This is a genomic window from Kribbella albertanoniae, from assembly GCF_004348455.1.
In the GTDB taxonomy this organism is placed as follows: domain Bacteria; phylum Actinomycetota; class Actinomycetes; order Propionibacteriales; family Kribbellaceae; genus Kribbella; species Kribbella albertanoniae.
On the sequence record NZ_SMKA01000436.1, the window covers coordinates 1 to 4,200 of the forward strand.

Here is a 4,200-nt window from a genome sequence, read left to right on the forward strand (position 1 = left end):
GGGTGTGGCCGTAGGGGCTTAGGTTGATGAGGGATTGGGGGAGGTTGAAGAGGGCGCCGAACTGGCCCAGGAGGAGGAAGAGGCCGTAGAGGGCCCAGGCGGCGGTGATGAGTTTGGGGGCCAGGCCGAAGAGGGCTACTACGAGGGCTGTGACCAGCCAGATGGCTGGGAGTTGGACGGCGGCTGCGGCGAGCATGCGGGGGACCTGGCGGCCTACGTTGCCGAGGGAGGCGCCGCTGGAGAGGCCGGAACCCAGGCCGGCAACCAGGATGAGGGCGCTGGTGCCCAGGAGGGCCATCAGGACGTGGCTGGCGAGCCAGCGGGTGCGGGTGACGCCGGTGGCCAGGAGGGGTTCGGCTCGGAGGGCTGTTTCTTCGGAGCGGAGGCGGAGGGCGGCTTGGATGCCGTACGCCGAGGCGAGCAGGCCGACCATGCCCATTTCGGTGGAGAGGAAGGCGTCGGTGATGGCTTCGACGCCGCCGAGCTTCTGGACCATTTCGCGGGCGCCTTCGCTGCTGACGAAGCCGTCGACGTTGCTGGCGATGTTGCCGACCAGGAGTCCTAGGAGGAGGAAGGCGAAACCCCAGGCGAACAAGGAGCCTCGGTGTAGTCGCCAGGCCAGGGCTAGTGGTGAGCGGAGTGAGGGGGCGGCGACTGCCGGTCCTGGGCGCGGACGAACCAGACCGGCGCCGACGTCGCGGCGGCGGATCAGGGCGAGCGCTCCGGCGACCAGGAGTGCCAGCAACGCCAGTGGGAGGAGTACGACGACGTACCGGTCACCGGCGTACGCGCGGATCTGCTGGGACCAGCCGATCGGGGACAGCCAGGACACCCACTCGGACTTGCCGTCGGCCGAGGAGTCGCCGATCGCACGGAGTACGTAGGAGGCGCCGAGGACGATGGCGGTGAAGCCGTTGGCGGTGCGGGCGCCTTCGCTGAGCTGGGCGACCAGTGCGCCGACGCCTGCGAAGGACAACCCCGCTGAGATCCACACGAGTCCGAAGGCGAGTGATCCGGCTGCCGGGAGGCCGAGGCCGATGAGGGCCAGGGCGGTGAGCAAGCCGATCACCACAACGGTTCCGACGGATACGAGCAGGGCTGCGGACAGAGCGGCGTACCGGCCGAGGACTCCGGCGCTGAGCAGCTCCAGACGACCGGACTCCTCTTCTGAGCGCGTGTGCCGGACGACGAGGATCGAGGCCAGCAGTCCGACCAGTGCGGCGCCGAGCGCGGTCAGCTTGAACAGCGAGAGCTCCCCGAGCGAGGTCTCGTCGAAAATGCGCCCGTAGAGGGAGACGAGGGCCGGGGACGCGTTGGTGGTCCTGGCTGCCTCGGTGCGGGACGCGACGTCGGGGTAGAGGTCGATGGAGGCCTGGGCGGAGCCGGCGGCCATCACGACGAACACGACGATCCAGGTCGGGATCAGGATCCGGTCACGCCGCAGGGCGAGCCGGACCAGGGTCCCGGTACCTACGAAGTCCTTCATGAGACGGCCACCGAGTCATCCTCATAGTGGCGCAGGAAGAGCTCCTCCAGGGTCGGCGGCTGCGCGACGAGGCTCCTGATGCCGCTTGCCGCGAGCTCTCGCATCACTCCGTCGAGCTGGGCGGTGTCGACCTCGCAGTGCACCCGGTTGCCCTCGACATCGAGCGAGTGGACGCCAGGCAACGACGCCAGTCCGTTTGGTGCGGCGGACAGCTCCGCCTGGATCGACGTACGGGTCAGGTGGCGCAGGTCGGCCAGGGTGCCGGTCTCGACGACCTTGCCGCGGCGGATGATGCTGATCCGGTCGCACAGCGCCTCGACCTCGGAGAGGATGTGGCTGGACAGCAGGACGGTACGGTCGCGCTGCCGCTCCTCCTCGATGCACTGCCGGAACACCTCCTCCATCAGCGGGTCCAGTCCGGACGTCGGCTCGTCCAGGAGGAGCAGCTCGACGTCAGAGGCGAGTGCTGCGACCAGTGCGACCTTCTGACGGTTGCCCTTGGAGTAGGTGCGGCCCTTCTTGGTCGGGTCCAGGTCGAAGCGGCTCAGCAGGTCGTCGCGCTTCTTCGGGTCCAGTCCGCCGCGTAGGCGGCCCAGCAGGTCGATCACCTCGCCGCCGGTCAGGTTCGGCCAGAGGTTCACGTCACCGGGGACGTAGGCCAGCCGGCGGTGCAGCTGGGCCGCGTCGTGCCACGGGTCACCGCCGAGCAGCGACACGTCGCCCTCGTCCCCGCGGAGCAGTCCGAGCAGCACCCGGATGGTGGTGGACTTCCCGGCGCCGTTCGGGCCCAGGAATCCGTGCACCTCGCCGGTGGCGACCTCAAGGTCGAGACCGTCGAGGGCGTGTGTCGCGCCGTACGACTTGTGTAGTCCGGAGACCACGATGGCTGATGTCATGATTCATAACGTACACTTCATTCAGAAATTTGTGAATCTTCCGAACGTGTGGGTCGAGAGGGGATGATGGGCCGGTGAGTGCACAACGCGACGACGAGGCCGTCCGGCGGTACGCCGAGCAGTTCGGCAACCTGCTGGCCGACACCGGCTGGCCCCGGATGGCCGGCCGGGTCTTCTCCGCCATCCTGGCCAGCGAGGACGGCCGGCTGACCGCGGCCGAGCTCTCCGAGCAGCTCCAGGCCAGTCCCGCCGCCGTCTCCGGCGCGGTCAACTACCTGCTCCAGCTCCGGCTGGCCACCCGCGAGCGCGAGCCCGGCAGCCGCCGCGACGTGTACGTCGTCCAGGACGACTCCTGGTACCAGACGATGATGACCGAGAACCAGTCCCTCACCCGCTGGTCCAACTCGCTACGCCAGGTCCTCGACCACGCTGGCGAAGGCACACCCGCCCACCGCCGGGTCCGCATCACCCTCGGCTTCTTCGAGTTCCTCACCGAGGAGGTCCAAGGCCTCTCCGACCGCTGGGTCACCCGCCGCGCAGAACTAGACGCCCAGATCGAAGCGGAAAACAAGTAGGGGCCTTGAACAGGAACTGGTGGGCTTGAACAAGGCATTACCTGTTCAAGCCCACGGCGGTGTGGGTCGGGCCACTGGTTGTGGTTTTCCACAGGACGAGAGATTGCGGCCAATCGGCGGACAGAACCCGGCATGTTCTCGGTATGAATCCGAGATTGACGGTGATCAGTACTGCGAAGCGCGGGTGGTTCAGCCGGGCTGATGCACGCGCGACCGGCTACAGCGAGGAGCAGATCCGGCAACGCCTGCGAACCGGCCAGTGGGTGCGACTAGCACGTGATGCGTACGTCGAACCTGCCAGCTGGCCCGCCGACGAGCAGCAGTGGGACCACGACCAACGGCTGCACCTGCTGCGCATCCGGGCTGCACTGGGGCGGCTGGGACCAACAGCGGTGGCCAGCCATCAGTCCGCGGCCGTCCTGCACGGCCTCCCGACCTGGAATCTCGATCTGACCAAGGCGCAGGCGACGAAACCAGCTGGACGCACCCGATCCGACGCCGCCATTGAGATCCACCGTGGGCCGATCGATCCGGACGAGATCGTCGAGGTGGACGGGCTCCGCGTGGTGACGCCGGCGCGGGCGGTCGCGGAGCTGGCCTGCACCTCGTCGTACGAGGTGGGCGTCGTACTGGCCGACGCTGCGCTGCATCGCGGGCTCGCCACCCCTGATGAGCTTGTGGAGATGGCAGACCGGCATCACTTCTGGCCAGGCTCACCGGCCGCCCGATCGGCTGCGCGCTTCGCCAACGGGCTCAGCGAGTCGGTCGGTGAATCGCGGTTGCGGGTGCTGGCGGCGAATCACGGGCTGCCGTCACCGCAGCTCCAGGTGAAGATTTTCGAGGCTGATGGACGACTGATCGCCCGGGTCGACGCCCTGCTGGCCGACGTACTGGTCGTCGAGTTCGACGGTGCGACGAAGTACGGCGACGGCGAGGCTGTGGTCGGCGAGAAGTGGCGCGAGGACCGGCTCCGCGCCCGCGGGTATCAGGTGGTCAGGGTGGGTTGGGCTGACCTGGATCGACCGTCTGTCACCGCCCGTCGGCTCTGGCAAGGCCTTGAGCGCGCGTCAGCTTCTGGGGGTTCGCACACCCAGCGGTGGGCCTGAACAAGGTATTACCTGTTCAAGCCCACCGGTTCTTGTTCAAGCCTCAGCTAGCGGAGGGTGGTGGCGGCGATGGTGTCTAGGGCTTGCTGGAGTAGGGGGTTGACCTGCTGGGGGGCGGACTTGGAGCGGGGGAGGTG

General features: G+C 68.1%; 4 protein-coding genes. 2 read left to right on the plus strand and 2 right to left on the minus strand.

The genetic code is table 11. From position 1 onward, the window contains the following. Both E1261_RS43575 and E1261_RS43580 read right to left on the minus strand, forming a co-directional pair. Window positions 1–1,486, minus strand: a 1,486-nt coding sequence (locus E1261_RS43575; RefSeq protein ID WP_132416055.1) for an ABC transporter permease, incomplete at its 3' end; no start/stop codon positions are given. After that, the gene (locus E1261_RS43580) at window positions 1,483–2,382 is read right to left on the minus strand and encodes an ABC transporter ATP-binding protein (RefSeq protein WP_132416057.1); all 900 of its coding nucleotides are present in this window, start codon (window positions 2,380–2,382) and stop codon (window positions 1,483–1,485) included. The genes E1261_RS43575 and E1261_RS43580, both read right to left, overlap by 4 nt. Window positions 2,383–2,456: 74 nt before the next feature. Between E1261_RS43580 and E1261_RS43585 the strand changes: the two genes are divergently transcribed. Both E1261_RS43585 and E1261_RS43590 read left to right on the plus strand, forming a co-directional pair. Continuing rightward, window positions 2,457–2,957 carry a GbsR/MarR family transcriptional regulator gene (locus E1261_RS43585; protein ID WP_132416059.1) on the plus strand — a complete coding sequence of 167 codons (501 nt, stop codon included), beginning with the start codon at window positions 2,457–2,459 and terminating at the stop codon, window positions 2,955–2,957. Between the two features lie 143 nt (window positions 2,958–3,100). Beyond that, window positions 3,101–4,063, plus strand: coding sequence for a type IV toxin-antitoxin system AbiEi family antitoxin domain-containing protein (locus E1261_RS43590; protein ID WP_132416061.1), 963 nt, complete (start codon window positions 3,101–3,103; stop codon window positions 4,061–4,063). The last annotated feature ends 137 nt before the right edge of the window (window positions 4,064–4,200 follow it).